Genomic DNA, 25,164 nt, shown 5'->3' with positions numbered 1-25,164 from the left:
TGGGAAGATCCTGCTTGAAAGCGACATATCGAGGCCGACGGCCTTATATCTGACGGGAAGGATAACAGCGGGTTTTTATTCTTAAAATGATTATTTCAAAATATGTTTATCGATTCAGGCGATAAGCAACGGGAACAATGGACTGGACGAATATCAATTAACTGCTTAACTTAATAAAGGCAGCAGGGCCGGTGCGCGGTGCTGCCCTGAAAACAAGAAGAACACGAGACACAACTCGGAAAGAGGAACAGACATGAAAAAGACCGTACGCTCTGACAGTCAGGCCGATGCCGTTGCCGCCGTTCTTCTGGTGGTACTCGCCGTTGCGTTCGCCGTAGTCTGGGTGGCTGGCCAGTAACCCTACTGGCTCGCCAGTACCAGGTTCACGATAACAATCAGACCCACCACGAAGCTGGCTGTGAACAGAATGCCGGCGATGATGTAAGGCCAGGGGCTGTGGCTTGAGAAGTCCTCTTCCCGGCGCTTGTCGGACTGTACTCCGAAAGCGCCGGCCAGAATGCTTTGCATGACTTTGAAAACACCAGGTCCGCGCCGCTTTTCCTGATCCTTCTTCTCTGCCTCTGAAGACTGCGTCATACGTCTGCCCCTGATCTTTATTCTGCCTGAAGCTTACTCTGCCGGATCGTAGGCCAGGCTTGGTGCAAGCCAGCGTTCTGCTTCGGCCTTGGAAATGCCTTTGCGTTCAGCATAGTCCTCAACCTGATCTGCGCCAATTTTCCCTACCGCAAAGTACTTGGATTCCGGATGCGCAAAGTACCACCCGGATACGGCCGCGGTCGGGAACATGGCGAAATGTTCTGTCAGTTCAATGCCCGCTGTGTCGGTAGCCTCGAGCAGGTTGAACAGGGTTGCCTTCTCGGTGTGGTCCGGGCAGGCCGGATAGCCCGGTGCAGGACGTATCCCGCGGTACCTTTCCTTGATCAGGTCGTCATTTGCCAGCTTTTCATCAGCGGCATAGCCCCAGAACTCCTGACGCACCCGCTCATGCATACGCTCTGCAAAAGCCTCCGCCAACCGGTCGGCCAAGGCCTTGACCATGATGGCGTTGTAATCGTCATTGGCATCCTTGAACTCGACTGAAAATTCCTCTGCACCGATGCCGGTGGTCACCGCGAAACCGCCCACGTAGTCCACGACATCGGAACCTTCAGGCGCGACAAAGTCAGACAGTGCCATCATGGGTTTGCCCGGCGCCTTCTCATCCTGCTGACGCAAGTGGTGCAGGGTGGTCAGTTCCTCGCTGCAAGACTCGTCTGTATACAACACAATGTCGTCGCTGCGGCGGTGGGCAGGCCAGAAACCGATGACGCCACGGGCCGAGACCCGCTTTTCGTCAATCATCCGGTGCAGAATCTTCTGGGCATCATCAAACAGGTGGCGTGCCGCTTCGCCCCGCTTGGGATCATCAAAGATGGCCGGGTACTTGCCGGAAATATCCCAGGACAGGAAGAATGGCGTCCAGTCGATGTAATCCACCAGCTCATTGAGGTCATACTCCTCGAATACCCGGATGCCGGTGAACGCTGGCTTCGGAGGCTGGTAGCCTTCGAAGGAGATCTCCGGAGCGCGGTCGCGGGCTTCCTTCAGGGAGATCAGCTTGGTTCGGTCGCCCCGATTCTTCCTGCGTTCACGGATCTCGTCGTATTCGGTGCGGGCCGCTTCCACGAATTCCGGTTTCGCAGTCTTGCTGAGCAGCTGCGATGCCACGTTCACGCAGCGGGACGCGTCCGACACGTACAGGGCAATGTCGTTCTTGTACTGGGGTTCGATCTTGACGGCCGTGTGGGCCTTCGAAGTGGTCGCACCGCCGATCATCAGCGGGATGTTGAAATCCAGCCTTTGCATCTCACGGGCCACGTGTACCATCTCGTCCAGGGATGGCGTGATCAGCCCGCTCAGACCAATCAGGTCGACGTCATGCTCCCTGGCAGCGGCGAGGATCTTGTCGCAGGGCACCATCACGCCCAGGTCAATCACCTCGTAGTTGTTGCACTGCAGCACCACGCCCACGATGTTCTTGCCGATGTCGTGGACATCGCCCTTCACCGTAGCCATGAGGATCTTGCCCTTGGCTTTCTGGTCTTCGGTTTTCTCGGCTTCGATGTAGGGGATTAGGTGGGCAACCGCCTGTTTCATGACGCGGGCGCTCTTCACCACCTGGGGCAGGAACATCTTGCCGTCGCCAAACAGGTCGCCAACCACATTCATGCCATCCATCAACGGCCCTTCGATCACCTCGATGGGATGGGTGGCGTTCTGCCGACAGGCTTCAGTGTCTTCAATAATGTAACTGGTAATCCCTTTCACCAGGGCGTGTTCGAGGCGCTTTTCGACAGGCCATTCACGCCAGGCGAGGTCTTCTTCCTGGGTTTTGCCGCCTTTACCTTTGTAGCGTTCGGCAATCTCGAGCAGGCGGTCGGTGGCATCATCGCGACGGTTCAGGACAACGTCTTCCACCAGCTCCTTGAGCTCCGGGTCGATCTCGTCGTAGATCACCAACTGACCAGGATTCACGATGCCCATGTTCATGCCCGCCTTGATGGCGTGGTAGAGGAACACCGAATGGATCGCTTCTCGAACCACGTCGTTGCCCCGGAACGAGAAGGACACATTGCTCACACCGCCGGAAATTGAGGCGTAGGGCAGGTTTTCCCGGATCCAGCGGGTGGCGTTGATAAAGTCCACCGCGTAGTTGTTGTGCTCCTCAATGCCGGTGGCAATGGCGAAGATGTTGGGGTCGAAGATGATATCCGCGGGGTTGAAGCCGATGCCGGTCAGCACGTCGTAGGAGCGCTTGCAGATTTCGGTCTTGCGCTCGTAGGTGTCGGCCTGGCCCTGTTCATCAAAGGCCATGACCACCACGGCGGCGCCATAGCGCATGCAGTCCCGGGCGCGCTTGATGAACTCTTCTTCGCCTTCCTTGAGGCTGATGGAGTTCACCACCGCCTTGCCCTGGATGCAGCGAAGGCCAGCCTCGATCACATCCCACTTGGAGGAGTCGATCATGATGGGCACCCGGGAGATATCCGGTTCGGAGGCCACCAGGTTCAGGAAGGTAACCATCACCTCTTTCGACTCCAGCATGCCCTCATCCATGTTGATGTCGATGATCTGGGCACCGTTTTCAACCTGGTCCCGGGCGACGCTGAGTGCTTCTTCGTACTGCTCTTCCTTGATCAGGCGCAGGAAACGCTTGGAGCCGGTAACGTTGGTTCGCTCACCCACGTTAATGAAGAGCACATTGTCGTCACCGGTAAACGGCTCAAGGCCTGACAGGCGCAAAGCCTTCGCACGCTCGGGAATCTGCCGGGGAGGGTACTTGGCCACTGCCTGGGCAATCGCTTCAATGTGGTCCGGGCGGGAGCCGCAACAGCCACCGATAATGTTCAGGAAACCGTCACGGGCAAAGCCTTCGATAATCTCGGCCATTTCCTCCGGTGTCTGGTCGTATTCGCCAAACTCGTTGGGAAGACCGGCGTTCGGGTGGGCGCTGACATAGGTTTCGGCTTTGGCCGCCAGTTCTACGACATAAGGGCGCAGGGCATCCGCCCCCAGCGCACAGTTCAGGCCAACGGAAATCGGGTTGGCATGGGCCACAGAGTTCCAGAAGGCTTCGGTAGTCTGACCGGAAAGGGTTCGGCCGGAAGCGTCGGTAATGGTGCCGGAAATCATGATCGGCAGCGTGATGCCACTGTCTTCAAAGTATTGCTGGGTGGCGTAGATGGCCGCCTTCGCGTTAAGGGTATCGAAAATGGTTTCGATCAGGATCAGGTCGCAGCCACCCTCGGCCAGGCCCTCGACCGCCTTGTAATAGTTGTCGACCAGGGTCTGGAAATCGACGTTACGGTAGCCGGGGTTGTTCACGTCCGGTGAGATGGAAGCGGTACGCGACGTTGGCCCAACGGCACCGGCCACAAAGCGTGGCTTGTCGGGATTTCTGGCGGTGTACTCGTCAGCAATCTCACGGGCCAGCTTCGCCGCGGCCACGTTCAGTTCCTTTGCAATCGACTCCAGCCCGTAGTCCGCCTGGGAAAGCTGGGTGGAGTTGAAGGTGTTGGTTTCGATGATATCGGCGCCGGCATCCAGATAGTCCGCATGGATATTCCGGAGCAGGGCGGGCTGGGTCAGGTTCAGGAGATCGTTGTTGCCCTGAACTTCCCGATCGTAGTCGGCAAACCGATCACCACGGAACGCCTTCTCGTCCAGTTTAAGATTCTGGATCATGGTGCCCATGCCGCCATCAAGGATCACAATGCGTTCCTGCAGGGCCTTGTGGAGCTGGTCGAGACGGGTGGTGCGATCGGTCATAGAATTACTTCCGGATGTCGTTAATAACGTTGTATCAATGTCAATGGCGCGGGATCATAGCAAAAATGCCTGAGCCCGTCTTAGTACGAATGACGATTATCAATTGCCTTTCGCAAATACCTGCCAATACGGGAAATTCATTACCCTGGTAAAGCCCGACTATTTTACTTGGTCTTTCATGTTCCCGCGAACTCCCTTAAAATAAACTCAAACTTTCAAACGGGTTGGTTGAAAACATGGCTCAGGTTACTGTGACAGATCCCGCACGGGATTATCTTGCACAACTTATCGAAAAACAGGACGTGGAAGGCATGGGTGTGCGTATATTCGTTACCCAGCCCGGCACCAAGAACGCCGAGACCTGTCTGGCCTACTGCCCGCCCAATGAAGTCGTACCCACGGACGAGCAGGTTGATCTGGACAAGTTCATCCTGTATCTGGATCACAATTCCGTACCCTTCCTGGAAGAGGCGTACGTGGATTACTCCAAGGACCAGATGGGTGGTCAGCTCACCATCAAGGCACCGAACGCAAAAGTGCCCAAGATTGATGACGACGCACCGCTTCCGGACCGCGTGAACTACATTCTGGCTTCCGAAATCAATCCCAATCTTGCTGCGCATGGCGGCGAGGTCTCTCTTGTCGAGATTGTGGATGAGTCCGTAGCCGTATTGCGTTTCGGCGGTGGCTGTCAGGGCTGCTCTGCGGTCAGTCTGACCCTGAAGCAGGGTGTCGAAACGACCCTGAGGGATCGCGTACCGGAAATCACTGCCGTTCGTGATGTAACCGACCACTCCTACACCGAAAACGCCTACTACCAGTAAGGCGATCGTTCTCCGGTGTACTGCGCCTCCTGTTCCTGGAGGCGCGGCACCCGCTCCAGACTGCCGCAATACCGTCACGATCATGGCTACACGGCCAATGTTGTGACATTTCAATTACTTCATCATTTGTCGCATACACAGAAACATCAGGCAGGTACTATCCTGACTGGCCGTTAACGGCATTATCACCGGCTTAAACGGATTACACTCTTACACCGGGGTTTCACTTGTTCGACGTTGCGCTTCTGTCCCTGCCACTCATGGCGGCCGTAGTGGGTTGGCTGACCAACTGGCTTGCCATCCAGATGTCCTTTTATCCGGTGCAGTTCATCGGCGTGGGCCTGGTTGGATGGCAGGGGGTCATCCCCCGCAAGGCCGAGAAAATGGCGCACATCTGCATCGACAGGACCCTCCAGCAGTTCGGCGATCTGAACGCCGTCTACCAGAAGCTGGAACCCCAGCGCATCGTTGAACAGGTTATTTCCCAGGTAACTCCGCGGATGGATGAGTATATTGATGAAGTCATGTACGAAATCCAGCCGGTTCTCTGGGACAACCTGCCTTTGTTTGTCAGAAACCGGATATACCAGTGGGCCCGGGAGCAGTTACCGTCCAGGGTAGAGGAGCTGGTTGAGGACTTCGGCGACGATCTGGATGAGCTGGTGGATCTGAAGGCCCTTCTCAGCCGGGAACTGGAAAAGCACCCGGATATGATGAACCGGATCTTCCAGCAAGCCGGCGCGGTGGAACTGCAATCGGTAATCAACCGCGGGGCGATTATTGGCGGAATCCTGGGAGCGGTACTGGTGCCTTTATGGACGCGCTACCCGGAACCATGGCTGCTGCCAGTGGGTGGCTTTGTGGTTGGTTTCGTGACCAACTGGATTGCGATTAATCTGATCTTCGCGCCACTCAGGCCCCGGCGTTTTCTGTTCTGGAAAATTCAGGGGCTGTTTCTGCGCAGGCAACCGGAGATCAGCGATGTCTGGGCAAAACTGGTGGCGGAAGAGCTGATTACCGTGGAGAAAGTCGCCGACGCCATGATCAATGGCAGTCATGGTGACAGAACCCGGGCGATCATCCAGAAGCACCTGCGGCCACTTTTGGACAACTCCGTGATCATGAAGCTGACAGCTCAGGTGACCATGGGCATGACGGGTTACACGGAGCTGCAGCGGGTCATGAACCAGAAGGCCGTATTGGCGACCTCTGATGTGTTCAGCGATCCGGCCTTCAACCGGGAGCGGGCACCGGTCGTCGCAGAAGTGCTGTCGGGCCAGATGAAAGCGCTAAAACCGGATGAATTCCAGGACATACTTCGCCCCGCGTTCCGGGAAGAAGAGGTGCAGTTGATGCTGGTGGGCGGTCTTTTTGGCGCCCTGGCAGGGTTGCTTCAGTTTCTGTCCCTGGCGGGTTTTTGAGACGGCCTTAAAGCCCTACAGACAATTCGTGGGGCGGGGTAGCCCGGCAATCCGGCAGGCGGTTTTTGCCGGTGTGCCGGGAAACAGCTGCATCAGATAAATACTGTTGCCTTTGTCCTCCCCAAGCGCCTCTTTGACAGCCTTCACGAACAGGCGGTTTGAGGGTGGCGACATTTCATGTTCTTTATAAAAAGACCGAAGAAACTGGATGATTTCCCAGTGTTTTTCGGTGAGTTCTACCTCATCTTCGGCCGCAATGACTGCCGCGACACCTTCGGTCCAGTCGAAGGCGTCTTCCAGAAAGCCTTCATTGTTTCGTTCTGGCATTGATTCAGACATCATGGCCTACCAACTGATTACCCGATTTGCCTCAAGTGAAAGCTCGACCATCCGGGCGAAGTCTACAAGTTCGGCGTTGCTGCCTTTGAACTCCCCAAGCCCCCGGGCATCAATGTCCGGCGAGAGCGCAAATACCTTGCCGGGGCCGGACAGATGTCCGGTTGCAAGAAACAGGACACCTCCGCCGGTAAGCAGCAGGCCATCATCCTCCGACACCATTTCAAGGCAGCGGGCCGCACGGGGGTGGTCCGGTGATTTGTTCAGTATGTGCAATGTCTGGATGGTAGCCATGATGGTTAACCTGCAAAAGCGGTGTGATCATAATCGTTGAGCAAAGCAGCGTCGGCATCCACCAGGGTCACGCCTTCTATAAGCGAGTTCTCATCCAGCCCATAGGTTTCGCAGGCGGCGCGGTCGGCCAGGATCGCCTCGATACCGAATATCGGCGCTGCTGACAGATTCTTCTCCACCGACTTCTGGCCGATACCGCCGGCTTCCTGATTCTGCCTCAGCCAGTTCACACCGGCTCCGGTGAAGAACAATGATGCCGGCTGGTCAAAGGCTGCAAGCGAGAACGCCATGTCCAGTGCTTCCCGCCCCGTCCACGCACCGTAGGGAGCCTGGTCAATCATGATCAGTGTGCTCATGGTCAGTCTCCGGCGTGGAAGTAGAGCGTGCGCGTGGATTTGATGCGTCCTTCAACCCATTCTCCGAGACCGGCAATCTCAAATGGCGTCCGGAGATTGGCTGCCGGCAATTCATAGCGTTTCTGTTCTGTTTCGTTCACCAGACCACGACGCAGCGCCGACGCAATACAGGCGACACCGGGAACACTGTGCTCGGAAAGAAATCGCGACCATTCTTCGGACCAGTTGGTCTCGTCAGAGGGCGGTGCGGACAATGCCGAGGCCAGATGGACACCGTCTCCGTAGAGAAATACCCGGTCAATGCGATGGCCGGCGGTTACCGCAGCCTGTGCAAAGCCAAGGGCAGTCTGGGGCGCCTGGGACGAATAGGGGGCGCCGGTGATTACCAGGGTGAAGGTTTCAGAAGCAGTTTCGGCCATGGGCTCTGTTCGTTGTTGATCTGCCGTGTACGGGGTTTCAGTTTACCGAAAGCAAAAACCCCGGCAACTGCCGGGGTTTTGAACCAGCTTATTCAGCCTGGTATCAATCTTCGCCACTGAACGCAGACAGCAGGTGCAGCAGGCTGACGAACAGGTTGTAGATGGATACATACAGACCCACGGTGGCAATCACATAGTTGCGCTCTCCACCTTTGATGATCTGGCTGGTCTCAAACAGGATCATGATGGACGCAAAGATGGTGAAGCCAGCGGACACCGCCAGATGAAGGGCAGAGCTCTCCATCAGGAAGGCCAGCAGCATGGCACCGATCAGCACGAATGCACCAGCGGTCAGGAAGCTGGACATGAAGCTGAAGTCTTTCTTGGTGATGATCGCTGTGGCAGACAGACCGACAAACGCAACGGCTGTCAGTGTCAGCGCCTGGGCGACAATCTGCGAAGCGCCGGCAGCCACGAAGGCACCGATGATCGGGCCCAGGGTGTAACCCATGAAGCCGGTCAGGGCGAACGTGGTCACGATGCCCCAGGGGCTGTTCTTCAGCTTATAGGTTGCGAACAGCAGGCCAATGTATCCTACAATAGTAATCAGGAAGCCCGGGTGGGTCCCGTTCATGTTCAGGAATGCTGTCAGCGCCGAGAAGGCGAGAGTCATGCCCAGCAACATGTAGGTGTTGCGCAACACCTTCATCGCATCATCGCTGATGCCAGTGGTCGCGCGCTCCGTCTGGGGAGTCGAGTAGGCTCCCTGAGAGTTCTGAACGCCGAATCGTCTGTCTTCCATTGTCATCTCCGTTTATAACGACTGGATACTGTGTCCCATAATAGTGTCAGATACGCAACTTTCAATCATTTACGACAGGAAACCGCCTCCCGGATTCCATTAAAAACCGTTAATGTTGAAAAATGCGGCGGGTTTTATGCAGAGCGTTGACAGCACAGGCAATTCCGGTATCATGCTCACCGCTGTCGCAATGGCAGCGAATGGAAAAACCGGTGGGCTGGCAGAGTGGCTGAATGCAGCGGTCTTGAAAACCGCCGAAGGTTAGTAGCCTTCCCGGGGTTCGAATCCCTGGCCCACCGCCATTTTTCCTCTCCCTCTTTTTCTCTCCAAAGCATTTCGTCTCCAGACAGATCGTCAAACCGTTTTGAAGCTGCGGTAATCCCTACTTGGTTCAGGGCGAGTCGATCCTCATTATCGAGTTATAGATCTGGAGGCCTCATTATGACCGACTCTCAAAAATTCCAGCCACGTGACAACAGCCCGAGTGAACGCAGGGACCGGAAATTCTCCGTGTCTGCCAATCGCGGCAAGGCAAGTCATAAAGTGCGCTACGTGGAGGCGGGCGGTGCAGCGGTCGATACGGAGGAGTGCGCCTTCTGTCAGTCTGTTCCGGATCTATCAGCAGACCCGTGGGAGAAGGGGGAAGACCGGAGCAGCTGATACCACTCCGGCACTGAGCCCGGGCCTGGTCAGAGATCCCGGCCCGGATAAATCATCTCTTTTTGCTCATCGGCTCGTTCTTGCCGCGCAGCCAGGGCCTCAGGCTCGTTCTTTGGCACCTGCCAGCCTTCCAGGTTTTCCTCGATCAGTTTCACCAGGGCTTCGATATGCCCCGGCGTGGCATTCAGCGCGGTGATATAACTGAATCCCTCGCCGCCGGCCTCCATGAAGTATTCACGGTTCTCCTCATCGATTTCCTCAATGGTTTCCAGGCAATCCGAAGAGAAGCCAGGGCAGAACACATCGATGGATTTCACGCCCTTGCCGGGCAGTGATTTCAGGGTTTCATCCGTGTAAGGCTTGAGCCACTCCTCCTTGCCAAATCGGGACTGGAAGGTGGTCATGTAATCTTCCTTGCTCAGCCCAAGCCGTTCTGCCAGCAATCGCGAAGTCTTGTGGCACTCACAGTGGTACGGGTCGCCCTTGGTCAGGTACTTGAGTGGAACCCCATGGTAGGAGAACACAAGCTTCTGATTGCGCCCGTGATTCGCCCAGTGCGCCTCGATATGGCGCGCCATGGCCTCAATGTATGGCGGATAATCCGGGTAGTGGGAAATAAACCGGAAATCCGGCAGCCAGCGCCGTTTGGTGAAATCTTTGGCGATGGCGTCGAAAGTGGAAGCAGACGTTGAGGCGGAGTATTGCGGATATAGCGGCAGAACCAGTAACTTCCGCACACCCTGTTCCTGCATCTCATCCAGAACCCGGGCAATCGACGGGTTGCCATAACGCATGGCAAACCCGACCACCACATTGGGGCCGTATTTGCGCTTGAGCGCCTCTCGGATGCCTTCGGCCTGCTTCGCGGTGTGAAGCAGCAGGGGAGAGCCTTCCGGTTGCCACACGCTGGAATAGGCTTCTGCACTGCGCTTGGGGCGAATGCGCAGGATAACGCCGTGCAAGATCAGCCACCACAAGGGTCTTGGTAATTCCACCACCCGTGGATCCGAGAGAAATTCAGCCAGGTAGCGCCGGAGTGCCGACGTGGTCGGCGCGTCCGGGGTACCGAGATTGGTTACCAGCACTCCCAGTCGGTCAGGCTGGTTGTGGCTGAAATTCTCTGAACCTTTGTATTGCATGCGGTGGATCCTGAACGTTGATTAGGCAGTTGGATTGTCAGCCTTTGTCGGCGGCCTGCTGAGCCATCCGTGGTGCAAGGCCGGAAATGTCGTAACCGGCGTTGCGCGCCTTGGTAAAGATTTCATTGGCTGACGTGTTTCGGGCCGCACTCAGTGCCCAGAGAACGGTGCAGCGGGTTCCGGAGCGGCAGAATGCCAGTACGGGCTTTTCGGCATCCCGGATCATTGGTGCAAAGCGGTTTACGTCGTCATCGGTGATGTTGCCCGATTCCACCGGCATATAAACCCATTCAAGGCCCTGTTCCCGGGCAGCCGCTTCAATATCAGCCATTGCCGGCTGGCCCGGCTCTTCGTGATCCGGTCGGTTTGCCACCAGGGTTTTGAAACCCAGCTTCGCGGCTTCTTCAACGTCGTCAACGGAAATCTGGGGCGCCACCGAAATAGTGTCGTCTATCTTTCTGATATCCATGGATGTCTTCTCCGAATCGGCTATTAAAGCTGCCGCCATAATGGCACAGCCTCGGGGCTGTGTCAGAGTGGCGGCAGGGAAATTAACAGAAACTACTTACGCTTTCGCGCGGTTGCGCTCAATCACTTCGAAGATGCCCATCCCCGCCACCATGGCTGCAACAAAGACCGCCGCCTTGGTTTCGCCGGCACCGAGTGCTACCAGCCCGGGTCCCGGACAGAAGCCGGCAATACCCCAGCCGACGCCGAACATCAGACCACCAAGGATCAGCCGCTTGTCGATATGGTTGCTGGTGGGCATTTTCATGTGGAAGCCGAGGAAGGACAGGGTACGTTTACGGGCAACGGCAAACGCGACCACACCTACCATGATGGCGCCGCCCATCACAAAGGCCAGTGACGGATCCCAAAGACCGGCGATGTCAAGGAAGCCAAGTACTTTCTCGGGGTTTGCCATGCCAGACACGATGAGCCCCAGGCCAAACACGAGACCGGCAAAGAGGGAAGCAAGGGAAAATTTCATGGCATCAGACTCCCAGAAGATGACGAATGACATAAACAGTGACAAACCCGGCACCCATGAAACTCAGGGTGGCAGCAAGGGAGCGAAGAGAAAGTCGGGAGAGGCCACACACACCATGCCCACTGGTACACCCGGAGCCGTATCGAGTGCCGACACCCACTAAAAGTCCGGCAATAATAAGTGCTGGGTAGCCCGCCTCGATTTCAATGGGGGGAAGTTCAGTGGCCAGTATCCAGACTGCCGGAGCACCGATCAGCCCGAGGAGAAACGCCAACCGCCAGGCGATATCGCCTTTTGCCGGTGAAAGAAGGCCGCCAAGAATTCCGCTGATGCCTGCAATCCGCCCATTCAGAAGCAGAAAGCTGGCGGCAGCGATGCCTACCAGAATGCCCCCCGCCAGCGCAGACCAGGGGGTGAAGTTATTCCACGCGATTTCAATCATTCGATACTCCCAAGGTTAACATTGGTTATTTTGGAATAAGCATATATCTGGGGGCAATAATACCAAAAAAAAGCCCGGCAAAGGATGCCGGGCAGAGGCGTGCGAGTAGTATCCATGAAAGACTTCCAGACAAACCGGCATCAGCAGGGACGCCGGTATTGGGAAGTATTGACCATATTTTGAACACTTCAAGCGAGAACAACTTTCGTTTGAAAACATTTTTTCATATTGGATACGTCTTTATACTGCGGCCTGTCATGGTGCGGCTTTCAGGCCGACTGAAATCCGCCCGAAGCTGTAATACAATAGGCCTTCAAGAGAAATATCCGTACCCCCGAGGTTGTTACATGTCTGATGAGAAAGACGATAAGCCGGAGAATGATCCGCAACTGGCGGCAAAAATCAAGGATTCTGCCCGCCAGATCTGGTTGGCGGGGCTTGGCGCCTACACCAAAGCCGAGGAGGACACCGGCCGCTTCTTCGATCGTCTCGTTCAGGAAGGTGAGCAGTTGGAGAACAAAACCCGGGGCGTGGTCGAAAAACAGATCAGGTCTGTTGAGGACCGGGTTGAAGGTGTTCGTGAACGTGCCACCGGCACCTGGGATCGGCTTGAGCACATGTTCGATGAACGGGTGTCCGGAGCACTGAGACGCCTCGGAATCCATCGTCGGGAAGAGATCGAATCCCTGGAGCGGAGAATCGAGGCCCTCGAATCGGAAATCGCTCGCCTGCGCAATCGCGCCGGCGACGATGAAGAGGAGTAATTCCGTCGCTCAGAGATAGTCCCGGCTCATCAGCCGGGCTTCTTCCCGGTGGCCTGGCTCAAGGTAGGGAAGGATCAGGTGCATCATCTGGTAGACCCCACGGCCCGGATCGACTGACTCCCTGTCATCCAGATGGGATAGGGTATCAAAAGCGCTCCAGTAACAGGCAGTTAGAGTCAACTGCACACACAATGACTCAAGTTCTTCCGCTTCAATCTCCATGAATCCCTGGCGCCGGAAACTTTCGCAAATGGTTCTGAAGGCGACCATTTTCTTCTTCTGGATGCGTTTGAACCTAACCTGCAATTGATCATATCTCGACAAAACGTTCACCAGATCCTGGTAAAGAAAACGGTAGCGGGCAACGGTCTCGAACAGCAGGTGCAGGAAAAAGCCCTGCTGATCGAGGCTTATGTCGGCGTCTTCCGGCACCGCCAGAAGATCCACCATATCATGCTCGTACTGGTCGAAAAGCTCCTCGACAATGTCGCCCTTGCTCTTGAAGTGGTAGTAGAGGTTGCCAGGGCTGATGTCCATCTCATCGGAGATCAGCAGCGTTGTGACATTGGGCTCGCCGACGCTGTTAAACAGCGCCAGGCTGGTGTCGAGAATACGGTCGCGGGTTTTGATTTTTTTCATGTCGCGCCGGGCCAGCTTCTAGAGTTCGAAGCTCGCCCAGACCGGACAGTGGTCGGACGGCCGTTCCATGGCGCGAATGTCGTAGGAAACACCCGCTTGTCGGGCTTTTGGCAGCAAACTGTCACTGGCCATAATCAGATCGATCCTGAGGCCTCGCTTGGGATCCCGCTCGAATCCCTTGCTGCGGTAGTCAAACCAGCTGAAGGTGTCTGCTTCCTCCGGGTGCAGGTGCCGGAACACATCGGTGTATCCCCGCGACTCTACCTGGCCAAGCCATTCACGTTCCTCCGGGAGGAAGGAACATTTGCCCGTCCGCAACCAGCGCTTGGCGTTGTCGGCGCCGATACCGATGTCCTTGTCGGTTGGTGAAATGTTCATATCACCCATAACCACCACATGGCCGCCGGCCTGCTTGAGCTCATCCAGGTAACGCATCAGATCAGAGTAGAACTTTTCCTTGGCAGGGAACTTCACCGGGTGGTCACGGCTTTCGCCCTGGGGAAAATAGCCGTTAATCACCGTCAGTTTTTCACCATTGACGGTGAAATGACCGGTAATCAGCCTGCGCTGGGAATCCTCGCCGTCCCAGGGGTAGCCTTTGACAACCTCTTCCGGCTCCGCCTTTGACAGCAGGGCAACGCCGTAATGGGTTTTCTGGCCGTGGAAATGCACGTGGTAGCCCAGTTCCCGTATTGCTTCCACCGGAAAGTCCTCGTCCTGAACCTTGGTTTCCTGGAGGCCGATAAAATCCGGGGCCAGGGCATCGATAACGGCCTCAAGCTGGTGCAGGCGGGTGCGGATACTGTTGACGTTGAAAGAGACGAACATCATTACAAAAACTCTCCGGCGTTGATTCCCGCCGGAGTTTAACACATTGGCCCCTCGGGTCTGCCTTGGCAGGGGCGACGGTTTCAGGGGGTCAGTTCACAATCCGGGGTGGTTTCCACGGAATAGCGGATGTGGGCAGTGTAATTTTCGTCCTGGTTTTTCCGGATATTGGTCAGGCCCAGATAGTCGGACAGTGAGCCAGAGTCGTTGTAACCCAGGACAATGGGGTCCACCAGGAACCTCAGCACCATGCCCGTCGGGCGTATCTGAACGACATGATCGGCATCCACCTGGTCGTTTTCGACCCGTTCCAGCACAAAGCCGTAGTGCTCGCCCCGGGTAGGCCCGAGAAACCGGAATTCCACAGGCTCGGCCGCGACCACGCTCTCCCAGTTCTGACGGACAAAGTTGTCGAATCCGGCGTCCACGACGGTATCGGAGGGAAATGCCACTTGGAAACGCTCCGAATCACCCTGGGGCGTCTGCCAGTCAATCACCAGCGTCTCCGGCTCGGGATAGGTGATCTCCATTTTTTCATCGAAGGTCGGCTGCACGAACTCTACCGTCGGGCGAAGCACTGAGGTTTTATATTCGAGCGTCTTGCTGGCGAACGATTCTTCGGAGTCCGGTTTGTGATAGGCCACTTGATGCTCTTGGGGCCGGAAGACCCCTTCCTCGCAGGTGCCATCAACGGAGTGGCGTTCCTCATAGAGGACTCTGCCGTCGTTCGCGGTAGCAGTGCCGGTAAAGCGGAAATCCTGTGCCAGGGCCGGCAGGGCAGTCGCCAAAAAAACAAAAGAAACAGACAGGCTTTCGTATCTCATCTCACCAGCTCCGGATAAAGCGTTTTACGTGCGAACAGGAGCAGCGGGAAAACAAACAGCCAGCCGAATGCGAGCGCAATCAGCGAGGGAATCAATTCCGGAAGTTGAACAGCCCCAAGCTGGCTTGCGGACCAATAGGCAAACGGCCCGGCGAAGGGCGCAAGCACGAATGGCAGCCACGCCTTCTTGCTGATCCAGTCCAGGGAATGACTCAGGGTGGTCATGAAGATGGCCCAGATCGCCACCAGCCAGGGTGGCGTCAATAATACCTGGCCAGAACCGTCGTCCAGAATACCGGTCCGAAACCAGATGCCGTCCAGAACAGAACCAACCACCGTGCCCAGGCCGATGAACTGCAATTCGGTCATCCGGTTCTGGCTGACCAGTAAAAAGTGCAGCACGAGAAATACCACCACGATCCCGGCCCCGATTAGCCCCGGGTAAAACACACAGGCAAACCAGCCCGCCTGGAACAGCAGGAAGTTCAATACGTTACGAGCCGTTTCTGACGCAATCATACGCTCAGGATATTCTCTCGTTTGTTGCCGGGCTTGGCGAAAACCAGCTGGGACACGCCGATGGCGCGCTCGCTGAAACCCGCCTCACAATAGGCAAAGTAGAAGTGCCACAGCCTCCGGAAAGCTTCGTCGTAACCCATGGATTCCAGCTTCTCCCGCTGGGCCATGAATCGGTCACACCAGTCGCGCAGTGTTCGGGCGTAGTGGAAACCGGTGTCTTCGGCATGGGTGAGCACCAGTTTGCTTTCCTTGCGGACCGATTCGAGGATGGCCCCGAACGAAGGAATAAAGCTGCCGGGGAAGATGAAGCGCTGGATGAAGTCCACATTCTTCAGGGCCCTCTGGTAGCGCTGTTCCGGCATATTGATGGCCTGCACGAGCGCCAGGCCATCGGGCTTCAGCAGAGCGCTAATCTGGGAGAAGTAGCTGTCCAGGAACTGGGGGCCAACCGCTTCGATCATCTCGATGGAGACGAGTTTGTCGAATTGGCCCTCAAGCTCGCGGTAGTCGTCGAACAGAAGCGTGATGTGATCTTCCAGACCTTCCTTCTGCACCCGTTCCTTCGCCAATTCCAGCTGTTCCCGGGAAATGGTGGTGGTGGTCACGTGGCAGCCGTAGTGCTTGGCCGCGTGAATCGCAAACCCGCCCCAGCCGGTGCCAATTTCGATCACCTTGTCACCCGGCTGGAGATCGAGCTTGCGACAAATCGTATCCAACTTGTGCACGGCGGCTTCTTCGAGTGTGGAGTCAGCACTTGGGTAGATGGCCGAGGAATACATCATGGTCGGGTCGAGGAACGTCTCGAACAGGTCGTTACCCAGATCGTAATGGGCGCTGATGTTCTTCCGGGAGCCTTCTTTGGTGTTCCGGTTCAGCCAGTGCAGGCCTTTCAGGGCGGGCTTTGTAACCCAGCTGAAACGGTCTTCGAATTCGTTCATGCGATCGACGTTGCGGGTAAAGAACCGGAGCAGGGCAACCAGATCGGGGGTAGACCAGTCACCGGCCACATAAGCCTCCGCTGCGCCAACGCTGCCGCCGGTCAGCAAGTCACGCCAGGTGCTGTGGTCATGGACAATCAGTTCCGCCGGCTGGTATTGGCTGTTGCCGTCTCCGAATACGAGGTCGTCAAAGCCGGATTCCTTCACCGTCAGTTGGCCTTCGCCGAGTAACCGGAGCTGCTGAATCACCAGGGTCCTCGCAAACCGGCTTAGGGCCGGCAGGCTGCCGGAGCCAGATGAGGTGTGTTCAACGGAAGTATTCACGTTCTCCATGAGCTTACCCTTCCACGAATCTTGTCATTGGTCTCGGAGCTGGTGACGTCCAGCCCGGCATCATCGTGCCCACGGCGGTAGGCATTATCGTCCTCGGGAAGTTTGTCCGGGTGGCTATAGAACGGTGCACCCTTGAGCTTGAGCCGGAGGGCATGCCAGTAAATGCCTGCCACAACCTTGAATGCCTCAAGCGGAAACTTTCGAAGACTTCTGTGCACATCTTTACGAGTGATAGGGGTGCGTTGGACTACCAGGGTGGCATCAAAATGTTTACGGCCTTCCTCCAGAACATTCATGTGGATTCTCAGCTCCGGACCCCGGAAACTGAATGTCCACTCGTAGTGCTGGTTCATGCCATTGAACGGCGACACATGAAAACGCTTGCTGAAGCCGAACTGCTCCGTGCGCCAACCCGCCTGGTTGGGTTCTGCCCCCGTGGTTTCGAGGCAATAGGCATGGCGATCGTGCCAGGGCGTGTTGGTAATCTGGGCAACGATGACTTTCGGCACCACGCCATCAGCGGGGCGTTCCCCGGCGCGGTAGCAGAAATAGAAACTGACCGGGTTGAACACATAGCCAAAGTAGCGGGGATGGGTAATCAATTCCACTTCCCCGTCCGGACGCCAGCCGGTGGCTTCCTCCACATGGTCGCGAACGGCAACCGACAGATCGTCTGTCTCCGGGCGGAAGTAATCCCTGCGCTTCAGGGACATCCAGTTGAAGCGTTCCAGCGAGAATAACGGGCTGACTCCGGCAACCTTGCCCCACTCATCGGTATCCAGGGCCAGCATGCCCGTGCTGTAGCTGAATTCATGTTGAACCGGGTACTTCCGTCTGTGCCGGACAGTACCCTCCAGCCACTGGCTGTTCATGGTCAAAGCTCCACCCCGAAGGCCTCGGTTACCCGCAAGGCACTGCGAACACCGTCTTCGTGGAAGCCGTTAAACCAGTAGGCGCCGCAGTAATGGGTGCGATTCTGGTTGCCGATTTCATCGTAGCGCTCCTGAGCGGCCACTGCGCCCAGGGTGAACACTGGGTGAGCGTACTCAAAGCGCTTGATGATCTTTTCGGGGTCGATATCGCGGCTGCGATTAAGGGTCACGCAAAAGGTTTCCGGGGCATCGTGGAAATTCTGCAGGATATTCATGTTGTAGGTTACAGACACAGGCTCCGTGCTGTGGGTCGGGATGAAATAGTTCCAGGCGGCCCAGGCGCGGCGGTTGTCCGGCAACACGCTGCTGTCCGTATGGAGCACCACATCATTATTCTGGTAGGCCATGGCGCCCAGGATATCCCGTTCCTTGTCGGTGGGATCTCCCAGCATGGCAAGCGCCTGATCACTGTGGCACGCAAAGATCACCTGGTCGAAATGGTGGTCCTCGCCCTTTACCGAGAGGGTAACGCCGGTTTCATCCCGGACCACCCTGTCGACAGGGCTGTTCAGGTGCATACCATCACCCAACCTGTACATCATTTTCTTCACGTACTGGGCAGAGCCTCCGGAAATTACCCGCCAGGTAGGGCGGTCGTCCACAGACAGCATGCCGTGATTGTTGAAAAACTGCAGGAAGAACCGGATGGGAAACTGTTCCAGGACAATCTCCGGCGCTGACCAGATGGCTGCACCCATGGGCACTATGTAGTAATTCCGGAAGTACCGTGAATAACCATTCCGGTTCAGGTATTCGCCTAGGGTTTCCTCATTGCTGATGTTACCCGCCTCGAGATCTGCTCGGGTTTCCTTGTTAAAGCGCAGGATCTCCCGCACCATTTTCAGGAACGGCAGGTTGAACAGATTCCGGCGCTGGGCAAACAGGGTGTTCAGGCTGGTGCCGTTGTACTGGAGGCCGGTGCTGCTGCAATCCACGCTGAAGCTCATGTCGCTGACTTCTGACGCAACTCCGAGCCGTTCCATCAATTTTATGAAATTGGGGTAGGTCCAGTCGTTGAACACGATAAAGCCCGTGTTAACCGGCCAGGTTCGACCGCCCGCTTCAACCTGCTCGGTGTTGGTGTGGCCGCCGGCATAGTCGCCCGCTTCAAAAACCTGAACCTCGTGCTTCTCGGCCAAGAGCCAGGCAGCCGTGAGGCCGGAAACGCCAGCCCCAATGACAGCAATTCGCTGACGTTCACTACTCATCCATTGTTTTCCTGTTCGGTGTTGCTTTTACGAGCCATGGAGGCCGACATGCGGTCGATCAGAGGCCGGGGAAGGGCGCCGAGAACTTTCAGCATCCAGGTGAAGCGCTTGGGGAAGGCAATTTCGTTCTTGCCACGGGCCAGGCCGCTGACAATCCGCTCAGCTGCATCTTCGGCAGAGACAAGGAAAGGCATGGGAAAATCGTTGCGGTCGGTGAGCGGTGTCTTGACGAACCCCGGCGAGACGACCACGACATCAATGCCTTCGGCAGCAAGGTCTGCCCTTAGAGAATGGGCGAAATACGTCAACGCAGCCTTGGACGCTCCGTAACCTTCGGCCCGGCCAAAGGGGAACCACCAGGCCGAGGAGCTGACAATCACCAGGGTGGCCGGTTGCCCCTTCGCTCTGGTGCGTCGCAGAGCGGGCAGGGCAATATCCAGGCACCTGGCCGTGCCAATCACGTTGGTGTGGATGTTTTTCTCGATCACATCGCTGCTGTAATGGGCAATCTCGAGGTATTCGCAGGTGCCGGCGTTGAGAATCACCATATTCAGGTCGCCGTGATTCTCGAGCGTCCCGGCAATGGCTTGCAGATCTTCCTTGCTGGTGGTGTCTGCCGCCGCAGGGATTATCCGCTCGGGTGCAACAGAGGCCAGTTCCTCGAGCGCCCCCTGGCGCCGCCCGGTAATAACAAGCCGATGGCCACCCCGGGCAAGCGCGCGAGTGACGGACTCGCCAATGCCTGAGCTGGCACCGGTTATCCAGATATTCGAGGTTTCCTGAAGTCGATCACTCATCCTGCCTGATCCTTGATCCAGCGAATGACCCTGCCAACGACCGGCAGGTTTTCGTAGAGCATTTCTCCCGCGTCGAAGTAATCGCGGTGGTAACACACCATGCCGTCCCGGATCTCCAGGTGGCTGATACCCTGTACCTGAACTTCACGGCCTTTGCGGATGCGCTTGTGACGCAGAACCATGACCCAGGGCAGGGCAGCGAACTCTCCCTCAACAACCGCTTCGCCAAATTCGAAGCGACAGGAGATTACGTTGGCATAAGCGCCCGCAAAATAATGGGTGAGTTCATCAAGCCCGTTCACCGTGCCAAGAGGATCCTGAAAGCGGATTTCCTCACTGTAGACCCGCGAAAGCTTGTTCAGGTTGCCTTTGTCCAGTTCGTTGAACAGCGCCCGGAAACTGTCCAGCGTTGCCGGCACAGCCGAATTACGCGTTCCTACTTCGATCTTTGAGGCGGTTGTCATTGCCTGCTCCTCCTCATTCTATCCAGTTCGCGTGTTTCTTCCTGAATATGCTTGGGTATCGGGTTCAGCTCCCAGATGATGCCCAGTTTGGACATCAGCCAGAGCCCGTACCAGGTGATGTCAATTTCATACCAGCGGAAGCCCTGGCGGACAGACTGGGGCCAGCGATGGTGGTTGTTGTGCCAGCCCTCGCCAAGAGTGATCAGGGCCAGCCAGAAATTATTCCGGCTGTCGTCGGATGTCTCGAAGCGGCGCTTGCCCCAGACGTGGGACAGGGAGTTGATCGAGACAGTGGCGTGGAACAGCACCACCGTTGAAATAAAGAATCCCCACACCAGCAATTGCAAACCGTTGGTGCCAAGACCCGGCGCCCAGGCGGCCAAAGCCTCACCCAGGGCGTAGATACCCACGGCCGCCAAGGCCGGTACGAGAGCATCGAAGCGGTTGATCAGTCTCAATTCGGGAAATTTGAGCCAATCACGGACCCGGCGTTCGTCGGTGGCGAAACCGGCGTCACAGGTGAACCAGCCCATGTGAGCCCACCAGAAACCGCCCTGGTGGGGTGAGTGGAGGTCTTTGACGTCATCGGAGTGTTGATGATGGTGGCGGTGGTGAGCGGCCCACCATAATGGCCCGCGCTGGGCTGCGCTGGCGCCCAGAACGGCAAAAACAAACTGGGCAGGGCGGCCGGTCTTGAAGGTCTTGTGGGCAAAGTAACGATGGTAGAATCCGGTGATTGCGAACATGCGCACGAGGAAAAACGCGATCGCAAACCCGATGGCGAAAGCGCTGGCACCGGTGTAGAACGCCAGCAGGCACGCCAGGTGAAGCGCTATGAACGGGATAACCCTTAAAAAATTGAACGATCTGGACGTTGTGTCGATGTGATCCGAACCCGCTTCGGAGTCGAACCATCTCAGAATGTTTGTAAGCCAATGCTGCATTCGGGTCATACCCTGATTGCCCTTTCTCTTTAATGGAACCTTGATCGCACAGTCAGCCGTGTTGCCAAAGCTGTTTCATGGGGAGTTGTACGATCTCACTACCGGAATTGGATGCACGATAATCCATGTTTAATCACACCTTTCATGCGCCACTTATACGCCGTATTGCCATTGTTGGTTCAGGCCTTGCCGGCCTGACAGCGGCCATCCAATTACAGGGGCTCGGCCATCGCGTCACTGTCTTTGAGAAAAGCCGGGGACCCGGTGGCAGGCTTGCAGCGAAACGGGTTACGGGCGGGTCGGCGGATGTGGGTGCACAATACTTCACCTCCCGAAACCCGGATTTTCTGCCGTTTCTCCGAAAATTTGCCGGCCCTGACAGCTTCGGACCTTGGCAAGGCCGGTTTGGTTTCCAGACGGAGGCAGGTCAATGGAAGCCGTTTCCCCAGGAGACCCGTTTCGTAGGCAAACCGCGTATGACCGCCATCAGCCGGGCGCTGTCCGAGCATGCCACGGTTGTCACGGAAACCCGGGTAGGCAAATTGGCCCGTAACGACCAGTCCTGGGCTGTCCTGGACACCGCCGGTGCTCACCTTGGCGACTTTGACGGGGTGATCATTACCGCGCCTCCGGCCCAGGCCCGGGATCTGCTGGCTGACAGTGGCCTCGACGCATTGGCGTCCCAGCTGGATGATCCCGTAAGCCGGGTTTTGCCGTGCTGGGCCGTGGCCGCGCACTTCCCGCTCTCGCCGTGGCCGCATCACGAAGGCATGCGGTGCCAGCACCCGGCCCTGTTCTGGGTTGCCAACAATTCCAGCAAACCCGGTAGGGACGATCATGGCCAGTGGTGGGTTCTGCACGCCAGCCCGGCCTGGACGGAGGAGCATGTGGATGCTCCCGCGGAGGAAGTGGCCGATAAACTCCTGGCTGCGTTCCAGGAACTTACGGGCTTCGAAACCGGGCCAGATGAGGTTGTCACTCATCGTTGGCTTTATGCCCGCTCCGAAGGGGGCGAGCAGCCCGGCCACCTGTGGTTCCCAGACTATCACCTTGGGCTGGCTGGCGACTGGCTCAGCGGTGGTCGCGTCGAGGGTGCGTTCGACAGCGCCTGCGGACTGGTTGCCGAACTCAATGCCGGGTCTGCTACTCAGTGAGCGATTCCTGGCTGCCGGTGGTGACATCCGGGCGAGTGTAGAAATGGGTGATGGTGCCGTCGCTGAATTTGCTGAAAAACGCGCTCACATCGGTGATCTTCTTCAGTGAACGGGAGCGGTGAATGGGCTCGCGAACCAGTACCTTGATACCGTTGAAATTGTCCTGAATGTTCGAGAACCGCGCCCGCATTGAGCAGGTCACCACCTGGGCCGGGCTGAGCGAAAGCTCGCCGGCCAGCCAGGTACTGTGCCGTTCAATGCCCCTGGCTGAGAGGTCTTCCCGGGTATCCAGATGGTTCAGCTTCACCCGGTTCACAATACAGAACGAGAAGCTCTTCGGGTGTTTGCGGGCCACCTTCCTGAATGCCTCCCAGAAGAAGTTGTCGGTGAGCTCCGCAAAGAAGGTCATATCACTCAGGCAGGTATCCACCCATTCAAAATTTTCCGGGTCATCGAGCACTTCATTGATCGCTTCCCGAAGCAGCCAGTCAAAGCCGAGAGCGGTCTTGTGGGCGTACACTTTCCGATACATCTGGTGGCGGCTGTAAACGAAGTCTTCGAGCGCACCCAGGCCCTTCTGGGTGATGGCCAGCCCCAGCCAGGGTTCGGACACATCCCAACCGAAACGCAGGTTACTCAGCAGGTGGTCCAGATTGAAGCCGCCTATGGTTACCGACGAGTGGAAGCCATCCCGCAACATATAATCGGCCCGATCGGCATCAATCTCCCCGGATACAATTGAAGACAGCAAATCCATCACCAGACCGGGGATGTTGTCACTCAGCGGCGAACCCGACGCCGCATCCTCACCGGCAATGAATGCCCAGAAGGTTCGGGCATGGCGACAGAAGGTCTCGCTGGGTTTCACTTCGGTAGTTTCCATGATGCCGATAACATCCCGGGCATAAAGACCGGCGCTTTCCAGATCCACTGCCATCAGCACGTCGTGCGCGACCCGCACGGAGTAATGCTCGTGTTCCAGTTCATCCGGCTCCTCCGGGTGGTAGGCGGAATAATCCACGCCCCGCCAGAGATCCCGGAATCGGCCGGGCCTCGACATCAGTTCCCGAATGCGTCGAGCCTGGGTGAACTGGTGGGAGAAGCTTGAATGGCCACTGTCGTGTAACAGGCAGCCCAGCCGGATGGTTTTGGCCAGGTAGTCGATGGCGTCAAGCTGGCTCAGGCTCAGGTCGGTTTGTTCGCTCAGTTGGCGTTCCCTGAGGTAGGCGTCAATCATTGACCGGAACATCCGGGTGCCTACGTGCATAACACCAATGCTGTGAAGGAATCGGGAATGGGTTGCGCCGGGAAAGACCAGGCTCAGGATGTCGTTCTGGCAGATGTTGCGCAGTCGCTGGAAAAGCGGATGGTCAATCACCTGAATCTCGTGCCGGTAAAGTGGAATACCACCGTGAACCGGATCCATGATCAGCTTGTCATAGGCTCCGAGAAGATCGTTAACGGCACGTCGCATCAGATGGAATCTCCCAATTTCATGAAACTGGCCTTGTTATATCACAGGGGCGTGCCAGAATAGGCTTAACAAAGCCAATTTATCGTTTATCGCTGGTAGTTTAGGGCAGTCGCCATGACCTCGCGCACCGAGCGCATACTTATAATAGACGCCGATGAAAAGGCCCGTATGGATCTCGCCCGATACCTCGAAGCGAGGGGCTTCTATGTAACGGGATACCCGGATCTCGCCGGCGCCAAGGCACTGTTTGACGATAACATTCCCGACGTCATCTTTGCAGATCTGTCACCGGAGGCCATCCGGGACCTTGCCAACCGCCTGGAAGAAGCCGAAACCTTCACCCCGATCGTCGCCTGTTCATCGAGCGAATCCAGTGCCGATGTGGTCAGTGCGCTTCGGGCCGGGGCTGCGGACTTCGTGCTCAAGCCCTGCAACGACGACAAGGGCGCCCTGGATGACGTGCTGGGAAAGCTGTTTGACAGGGTGCGGGTCAACCGGCTTAACCAGCTGTACCGGCAGGAACTGGAAGAGGCAAACCGGGATCTTCGGGACGGCATTGCGGAGCTGAGGGCAGACCAGCGTGCCGGCCGGAAAGTCCAGCTAAGGATGCTGCCTGAACACGAGCAGGTCATGAGTGGGCTGCACGTAGACCACATGATCAAACCATCGCTCTATCTGAGCGGTGATTTCCTGGATTACTTCCGAATTTCCGACGACAAGGTTCTGGTCTACATCGCGGATGTATCAGGCCATGGCGCAAGTTCCGCGTTCGTGACGGTTTTGCTGAAAAACCTGACAAACCGGCTGCAACGCAACCTGCGCCGCGGTTCCAGTGAGGACATTCTGTATCCGGATAGATTCCTGGAACGGATTAACTCGGAACTGCTTGATACCGGTCTCGGCAAACACGTAACCGTGTTCGTTGGCATTATTTGCCTGAGTGAGCGTAAATTGAATTACGCGGTGGGTGCACACTTTCCAATGCCCATTCTGTCCTTCGAGGGAGGAGAGACGGCTTTTCTCGAGGGTAGCGGGCTGCCGGTGGGGCTTTTTGAGACCCCGGAGTGGGAGGTGTACGAAGTACCCCTGAACAAGCCTTTCCACCTGACCCTGTTTTCGGATGGAATTCTGGAGGTTATCCGCGAAAAAGGTCTGGATGAAAAGGAGCGGACACTACTTGAACTCGTATCAGGAGGTCGTCACACTATCGCCTCTCTGAGCGAGGCTCTGAACCTCGATCAGATCACAGAGCTGCCGGACGATATCGCTATCGTGTCGGTAACTGATACCATAAACGGATCAGATAACACCCCGTCGAAATAGTGGCAGTGTGA

General features: G+C 56.7%; 28 protein-coding genes and 1 tRNA gene. 7 read left to right on the top strand and 22 right to left on the bottom strand.

Going from position 1 to position 25,164, the window contains the following annotated elements:
- Nucleotides 1–360 precede the first annotated feature (360 nt).
- Complete coding sequence (locus tag QZ534_RS03085) at nt 361–597, bottom strand: DUF2970 domain-containing protein (protein WP_296931334.1); 237 nt, start codon at nt 595–597, stop codon at nt 361–363.
- Between the two features lie 33 nt (nt 598–630).
- Nucleotides 631–4,329: a methionine synthase gene (gene metH, locus QZ534_RS03080; protein WP_296931332.1), complete on the bottom strand. Its 3,699-nt coding sequence runs from the start codon at nt 4,327–4,329 to the stop codon at nt 631–633.
- Between the two features lie 236 nt (nt 4,330–4,565).
- Between metH and nfuA the strand changes: the two genes are divergently transcribed.
- Together nfuA and QZ534_RS03070 are read left to right on the top strand one after the other, a co-directional pair.
- The gene (gene nfuA, locus QZ534_RS03075) at nt 4,566–5,153 is read left to right on the top strand and encodes a Fe-S biogenesis protein NfuA (protein ID WP_296931330.1); all 588 of its coding nucleotides are present in this window, start codon (nt 4,566–4,568) and stop codon (nt 5,151–5,153) included.
- Between the two features lie 227 nt (nt 5,154–5,380).
- Nucleotides 5,381–6,574, top strand: coding sequence for a hypothetical protein (locus QZ534_RS03070; RefSeq protein WP_296931328.1), 1,194 nt, complete (start codon nt 5,381–5,383; stop codon nt 6,572–6,574).
- A gap of 15 nt (nt 6,575–6,589) precedes the next feature.
- On the opposite strand, the gene QZ534_RS03065 is transcribed toward QZ534_RS03070, so the two are convergent.
- The 5 genes from QZ534_RS03065 to QZ534_RS03045 form a co-directional block, all read right to left on the bottom strand.
- Complete coding sequence (locus QZ534_RS03065; RefSeq protein ID WP_296931326.1) at nt 6,590–6,916, bottom strand: TusE/DsrC/DsvC family sulfur relay protein; 327 nt, start codon at nt 6,914–6,916, stop codon at nt 6,590–6,592.
- Between the two features lie 3 nt (nt 6,917–6,919).
- Nucleotides 6,920–7,204, bottom strand: coding sequence for a sulfurtransferase complex subunit TusB (gene tusB, locus QZ534_RS03060; RefSeq protein WP_296931324.1), 285 nt, complete (start codon nt 7,202–7,204; stop codon nt 6,920–6,922).
- A 5-nt stretch (nt 7,205–7,209) separates the two neighbouring features.
- On the bottom strand, nt 7,210–7,560 hold the full coding sequence (locus tag QZ534_RS03055; protein ID WP_296931322.1) for a DsrE family protein: 351 nt from the start codon (nt 7,558–7,560) through the stop codon (nt 7,210–7,212).
- Nucleotides 7,561–7,562: 2 nt separating this feature from the next.
- Nucleotides 7,563–7,979 (bottom strand): sulfurtransferase complex subunit TusD, encoded by a 417-nt coding sequence (tusD, locus tag QZ534_RS03050; RefSeq protein WP_296931320.1) that lies wholly within the window; start codon nt 7,977–7,979, stop codon nt 7,563–7,565.
- 103 nt (nt 7,980–8,082) lie between these two features.
- The gene (locus QZ534_RS03045) at nt 8,083–8,781 is read right to left on the bottom strand and encodes a Bax inhibitor-1/YccA family protein (RefSeq protein WP_069183578.1); all 699 of its coding nucleotides are present in this window, start codon (nt 8,779–8,781) and stop codon (nt 8,083–8,085) included.
- 211 nt (nt 8,782–8,992) lie between these two features.
- Here QZ534_RS03045 and QZ534_RS03040 point away from each other — a divergent pair.
- Nucleotides 8,993–9,083 (top strand) — tRNA-Ser (locus QZ534_RS03040).
- A 139-nt stretch (nt 9,084–9,222) separates the two neighbouring features.
- The gene (locus QZ534_RS03035) at nt 9,223–9,441 is read left to right on the top strand and encodes a hypothetical protein (RefSeq protein ID WP_296931316.1); all 219 of its coding nucleotides are present in this window, start codon (nt 9,223–9,225) and stop codon (nt 9,439–9,441) included.
- Between the two features lie 29 nt (nt 9,442–9,470).
- On the opposite strand, the gene hemH is transcribed toward QZ534_RS03035, so the two are convergent.
- The 4 genes from hemH to QZ534_RS03015 all read right to left on the bottom strand — a co-directional run bounded on the left by hemH (nt 9,471) and on the right by QZ534_RS03015 (nt 12,013).
- Nucleotides 9,471–10,580, bottom strand: coding sequence for a ferrochelatase (gene hemH, locus QZ534_RS03030; protein WP_296931314.1), 1,110 nt, complete (start codon nt 10,578–10,580; stop codon nt 9,471–9,473).
- Between the two features lie 37 nt (nt 10,581–10,617).
- Complete coding sequence (locus QZ534_RS03025; RefSeq protein ID WP_296931313.1) at nt 10,618–11,049, bottom strand: TIGR01244 family sulfur transferase; 432 nt, start codon at nt 11,047–11,049, stop codon at nt 10,618–10,620.
- 96 nt (nt 11,050–11,145) lie between these two features.
- On the bottom strand, nt 11,146–11,571 hold the full coding sequence (locus tag QZ534_RS03020) for a YeeE/YedE family protein (RefSeq protein WP_296931311.1): 426 nt from the start codon (nt 11,569–11,571) through the stop codon (nt 11,146–11,148).
- A gap of 4 nt (nt 11,572–11,575) precedes the next feature.
- On the bottom strand, nt 11,576–12,013 hold the full coding sequence (locus QZ534_RS03015) for a YeeE/YedE family protein (protein ID WP_296931309.1): 438 nt from the start codon (nt 12,011–12,013) through the stop codon (nt 11,576–11,578).
- A 347-nt stretch (nt 12,014–12,360) separates the two neighbouring features.
- Here QZ534_RS03015 and QZ534_RS03010 point away from each other — a divergent pair, with 347 nt between their 5' ends.
- Entirely contained in the window at nt 12,361–12,777 is a 417-nt protein-coding gene (locus QZ534_RS03010; protein ID WP_296931307.1) for a phasin family protein, read from the top strand.
- A 9-nt stretch (nt 12,778–12,786) separates the two neighbouring features.
- Here QZ534_RS03010 and QZ534_RS03005 read toward each other — a convergent pair whose 3' ends face one another.
- The 10 genes from QZ534_RS03005 to QZ534_RS02960 all read right to left on the bottom strand — a co-directional run bounded on the left by QZ534_RS03005 (nt 12,787) and on the right by QZ534_RS02960 (nt 21,211).
- On the bottom strand, nt 12,787–13,416 hold the full coding sequence (locus QZ534_RS03005) for a TetR/AcrR family transcriptional regulator (protein ID WP_296931293.1): 630 nt from the start codon (nt 13,414–13,416) through the stop codon (nt 12,787–12,789).
- 18 nt (nt 13,417–13,434) lie between these two features.
- On the bottom strand, nt 13,435–14,247 hold the full coding sequence (xthA, locus tag QZ534_RS03000) for an exodeoxyribonuclease III (protein ID WP_296931290.1): 813 nt from the start codon (nt 14,245–14,247) through the stop codon (nt 13,435–13,437).
- 80 nt (nt 14,248–14,327) lie between these two features.
- Complete coding sequence (locus QZ534_RS02995) at nt 14,328–15,068, bottom strand: hypothetical protein (protein WP_296931288.1); 741 nt, start codon at nt 15,066–15,068, stop codon at nt 14,328–14,330.
- Nucleotides 15,065–15,586, bottom strand: coding sequence for a DUF2878 domain-containing protein (locus tag QZ534_RS02990; RefSeq protein WP_296931286.1), 522 nt, complete (start codon nt 15,584–15,586; stop codon nt 15,065–15,067). The genes QZ534_RS02995 and QZ534_RS02990 overlap by 4 nt, the downstream gene beginning before the upstream one ends.
- Nucleotides 15,583–16,857, bottom strand: coding sequence for a cyclopropane-fatty-acyl-phospholipid synthase family protein (locus QZ534_RS02985; protein WP_296931284.1), 1,275 nt, complete (start codon nt 16,855–16,857; stop codon nt 15,583–15,585). Before QZ534_RS02985 ends, QZ534_RS02990 begins: the two co-directional genes overlap by 4 nt.
- Nucleotides 16,845–17,729, bottom strand: a complete 885-nt coding sequence (locus QZ534_RS02980) for a DUF1365 domain-containing protein (protein WP_296931282.1) — start codon at nt 17,727–17,729, stop codon at nt 16,845–16,847. The genes QZ534_RS02985 and QZ534_RS02980 overlap by 13 nt, the downstream gene beginning before the upstream one ends.
- 2 nt (nt 17,730–17,731) lie before the next feature.
- On the bottom strand, nt 17,732–18,997 hold the full coding sequence (locus QZ534_RS02975) for an FAD-dependent oxidoreductase (RefSeq protein WP_296931280.1): 1,266 nt from the start codon (nt 18,995–18,997) through the stop codon (nt 17,732–17,734).
- The gene (locus QZ534_RS02970; protein WP_296931278.1) at nt 18,994–19,794 is read right to left on the bottom strand and encodes an SDR family NAD(P)-dependent oxidoreductase; all 801 of its coding nucleotides are present in this window, start codon (nt 19,792–19,794) and stop codon (nt 18,994–18,996) included. The genes QZ534_RS02975 and QZ534_RS02970 overlap by 4 nt, the downstream gene beginning before the upstream one ends.
- Nucleotides 19,791–20,258 (bottom strand): nuclear transport factor 2 family protein, encoded by a 468-nt coding sequence (locus tag QZ534_RS02965; protein ID WP_296931276.1) that lies wholly within the window; start codon nt 20,256–20,258, stop codon nt 19,791–19,793. The genes QZ534_RS02970 and QZ534_RS02965 overlap by 4 nt, the downstream gene beginning before the upstream one ends.
- Entirely contained in the window at nt 20,255–21,211 is a 957-nt protein-coding gene (locus tag QZ534_RS02960) for an acyl-CoA desaturase (protein WP_296931274.1), read from the bottom strand. The genes QZ534_RS02965 and QZ534_RS02960 overlap by 4 nt, the downstream gene beginning before the upstream one ends.
- A 116-nt stretch (nt 21,212–21,327) precedes the next feature.
- On the opposite strand from QZ534_RS02960, the gene QZ534_RS02955 reads away from it, so the two are divergent.
- Nucleotides 21,328–22,356: an FAD-dependent oxidoreductase gene (locus tag QZ534_RS02955; protein WP_296931272.1), complete on the top strand. Its 1,029-nt coding sequence runs from the start codon at nt 21,328–21,330 to the stop codon at nt 22,354–22,356.
- Here the strand turns inward: QZ534_RS02955 and QZ534_RS02950 are convergent.
- The gene (locus QZ534_RS02950) at nt 22,346–23,830 is read right to left on the bottom strand and encodes a phosphohydrolase (RefSeq protein ID WP_296931269.1); all 1,485 of its coding nucleotides are present in this window, start codon (nt 23,828–23,830) and stop codon (nt 22,346–22,348) included. The genes QZ534_RS02955 and QZ534_RS02950 overlap by 11 nt on opposite strands.
- Nucleotides 23,831–23,944: 114 nt before the next feature.
- Here QZ534_RS02950 and QZ534_RS02945 point away from each other — a divergent pair, with 114 nt between their 5' ends.
- The gene (locus tag QZ534_RS02945; protein WP_296931268.1) at nt 23,945–25,153 is read left to right on the top strand and encodes a SpoIIE family protein phosphatase; all 1,209 of its coding nucleotides are present in this window, start codon (nt 23,945–23,947) and stop codon (nt 25,151–25,153) included.
- The last annotated feature ends 11 nt before the right edge of the window (nt 25,154–25,164 follow it).

Source organism: uncultured Marinobacter sp., assembly GCF_913055835.1.
Classification (GTDB): Bacteria; Pseudomonadota; Gammaproteobacteria; order Pseudomonadales; family Oleiphilaceae; genus Marinobacter.
Note: the sequence above shows the minus strand (reverse complement) of the source record. Positions and strands in the feature narration are given on the sequence as shown.

Coding starts and splice junctions, on each gene's coding strand:
- QZ534_RS03010 (WP_296931307.1), top strand. CDS start 12,361: ATGTCTGATGAGAAAGACGATAAGCCGGAGAATGATCCGCAACTGGCG.
- QZ534_RS02980 (WP_296931282.1), bottom strand. CDS start 17,729: ATGAACAGCCAGTGGCTGGAGGGTACTGTCCGGCACAGACGGAAGTAC.
- QZ534_RS03005 (WP_296931293.1), bottom strand. CDS start 13,416: ATGAAAAAAATCAAAACCCGCGACCGTATTCTCGACACCAGCCTGGCG.
- QZ534_RS02970 (WP_296931278.1), bottom strand. CDS start 19,794: ATGAGTGATCGACTTCAGGAAACCTCGAATATCTGGATAACCGGTGCC.
- QZ534_RS02965 (WP_296931276.1), bottom strand. CDS start 20,258: ATGACAACCGCCTCAAAGATCGAAGTAGGAACGCGTAATTCGGCTGTG.
- QZ534_RS02960 (WP_296931274.1), bottom strand. CDS start 21,211: ATGACCCGAATGCAGCATTGGCTTACAAACATTCTGAGATGGTTCGAC.
- xthA (WP_296931290.1), bottom strand. CDS start 14,247: ATGATGTTCGTCTCTTTCAACGTCAACAGTATCCGCACCCGCCTGCAC.
- QZ534_RS03065 (WP_296931326.1), bottom strand. CDS start 6,916: ATGATGTCTGAATCAATGCCAGAACGAAACAATGAAGGCTTTCTGGAA.
- QZ534_RS03020 (WP_296931311.1), bottom strand. CDS start 11,571: ATGAAATTTTCCCTTGCTTCCCTCTTTGCCGGTCTCGTGTTTGGCCTG.
- tusB (WP_296931324.1), bottom strand. CDS start 7,204: ATGGCTACCATCCAGACATTGCACATACTGAACAAATCACCGGACCAC.
- hemH (WP_296931314.1), bottom strand. CDS start 10,580: ATGCAATACAAAGGTTCAGAGAATTTCAGCCACAACCAGCCTGACCGA.
- QZ534_RS02955 (WP_296931272.1), top strand. CDS start 21,328: ATGTTTAATCACACCTTTCATGCGCCACTTATACGCCGTATTGCCATT.
- QZ534_RS02950 (WP_296931269.1), bottom strand. CDS start 23,830: ATGCGACGTGCCGTTAACGATCTTCTCGGAGCCTATGACAAGCTGATC.
- tusD (WP_296931320.1), bottom strand. CDS start 7,979: ATGGCCGAAACTGCTTCTGAAACCTTCACCCTGGTAATCACCGGCGCC.
- QZ534_RS02975 (WP_296931280.1), bottom strand. CDS start 18,997: ATGAGTAGTGAACGTCAGCGAATTGCTGTCATTGGGGCTGGCGTTTCC.
- QZ534_RS03015 (WP_296931309.1), bottom strand. CDS start 12,013: ATGATTGAAATCGCGTGGAATAACTTCACCCCCTGGTCTGCGCTGGCG.
- QZ534_RS03085 (WP_296931334.1), bottom strand. CDS start 597: ATGACGCAGTCTTCAGAGGCAGAGAAGAAGGATCAGGAAAAGCGGCGC.
- QZ534_RS03025 (WP_296931313.1), bottom strand. CDS start 11,049: ATGGATATCAGAAAGATAGACGACACTATTTCGGTGGCGCCCCAGATT.
- QZ534_RS03035 (WP_296931316.1), top strand. CDS start 9,223: ATGACCGACTCTCAAAAATTCCAGCCACGTGACAACAGCCCGAGTGAA.
- metH (WP_296931332.1), bottom strand. CDS start 4,329: ATGACCGATCGCACCACCCGTCTCGACCAGCTCCACAAGGCCCTGCAG.
- QZ534_RS02990 (WP_296931286.1), bottom strand. CDS start 15,586: ATGATTGCGTCAGAAACGGCTCGTAACGTATTGAACTTCCTGCTGTTC.
- QZ534_RS03055 (WP_296931322.1), bottom strand. CDS start 7,560: ATGAGCACACTGATCATGATTGACCAGGCTCCCTACGGTGCGTGGACG.
- QZ534_RS02945 (WP_296931268.1), top strand. CDS start 23,945: ATGACCTCGCGCACCGAGCGCATACTTATAATAGACGCCGATGAAAAG.
- QZ534_RS02985 (WP_296931284.1), bottom strand. CDS start 16,857: ATGGAGAACGTGAATACTTCCGTTGAACACACCTCATCTGGCTCCGGC.
- QZ534_RS02995 (WP_296931288.1), bottom strand. CDS start 15,068: ATGAGATACGAAAGCCTGTCTGTTTCTTTTGTTTTTTTGGCGACTGCC.
- nfuA (WP_296931330.1), top strand. CDS start 4,566: ATGGCTCAGGTTACTGTGACAGATCCCGCACGGGATTATCTTGCACAA.
- QZ534_RS03045 (WP_069183578.1), bottom strand. CDS start 8,781: ATGGAAGACAGACGATTCGGCGTTCAGAACTCTCAGGGAGCCTACTCG.